General features: G+C 57.1%; 2 protein-coding genes. Both read right to left on the reverse strand.

Annotation, left to right across the window (positions count from 1 at the left end; translation table 11 throughout):
* The coding region (locus QP119_RS11450) for an IS3 family transposase (protein WP_284776292.1) at nt 1-778 on the reverse strand (778 nt) is incomplete at its 3' end.
* On the reverse strand, nt 778-1,086 hold the full coding sequence (locus tag QP119_RS11455; protein WP_284776294.1) for a transposase: 309 nt from the start codon (nt 1,084-1,086) through the stop codon (nt 778-780). The genes QP119_RS11450 and QP119_RS11455, both read right to left, overlap by 1 nt.
* Between the last annotated feature and the right edge of the window lie 69 nt (nt 1,087-1,155).

Here is a 1,155-nt window from a genome sequence, read left to right on the forward strand (position 1 = left end):
CGACACCCGCGCGTGCAGCATCACGGGTAGGCCAGTGTTGCCGGTCGTAAAATTCGGTCTTCAGCGTCGACCAGAACGATTCAGCCATCGCGTTATCGAAGCACACCCCGGTACGCCCCACGGACTGAGCAATGCCCAGGTCGCGGCAGACGTCCCAGAGCTGCTCGCTTGTAAACTGTGCCCCACGGTCAGCGTGAAACACCAGGCCATCAGGAACGTCACCGCGCAGCGTATACGCCATCCGCAGGGCCCGCTCGACCAGGGAAGTATCTTGCACACTATCCATAGCCCAGCCCAGCACCCTGCGGGAATGACCATCACGGACCGCGCACAAGTACAACCAGCCTTCACCGGTGCGCAGGTAGGTAATATCCGACGTCCACACCCGATTGAGCTCACCGGCATCAAACATGCGCTTGACCAGGTCAGGAAGCGTGGACTTACGCTTAGCTTGAATGGTTGTCACCGGGACGAAAGCGCGCGGTGAAATCCCTTCAATGCCCATCATGCGCATCCGTTTAGCCACGGTCTTACGGTTGAGCGCAATGTGGTAGCGCTCGGCAAGTTCTGCGGTAATGCGCGGAGCACCATAAACCTCATCGGAGTCTTTCCAAATCCGGTGAATCTTGCGGTCAACATCATCGTAAAATGCTGCACGATCATCGTCGCCGGATAGTCGTTTCTGCTGCGTATGGGCCCATTTGTAGTATCCAGATCGAGACACCTTCAACAAGCGTGCCATACGTTTAATGCTGTAGTTTGCCTTCTCTCGCCACATTAGTTCGAACTTTTCTGCTCGCGTTGCTTCGCAGCGAAGAAGGCTGTCGCTTTTGACAAAAACTCGTTGTCCATCCGAGCCTCTGCCAGCTCACGGCGCAAGCGCGCATTCTCGGCCCGAAGGTCCGCCTCGCTCATCCCATCGGCAGAGCCTCGGCGTTCCCGCTCATTTTTGACCCACTTGCCTAAAAGCCCCGGGGCGACACCGATCTCTCGGGCCACATGGGCGATCGGGCGCTGCGACTCAATCACCAGATTCGCGGCTTCACGCCGATACTCCGGCGTGTACTTCTTGCGTTGTTGGCTCACAATGAACATCCTCTCCTACGGACACAACATCCGTACAAGTTGGGTGTCCACTAAACGAGGGTAACCTCA

Source organism: Corynebacterium frankenforstense, assembly GCF_030211955.1.
GTDB lineage: Bacteria > Actinomycetota > Actinomycetes > Mycobacteriales > Mycobacteriaceae > Corynebacterium > Corynebacterium frankenforstense_A.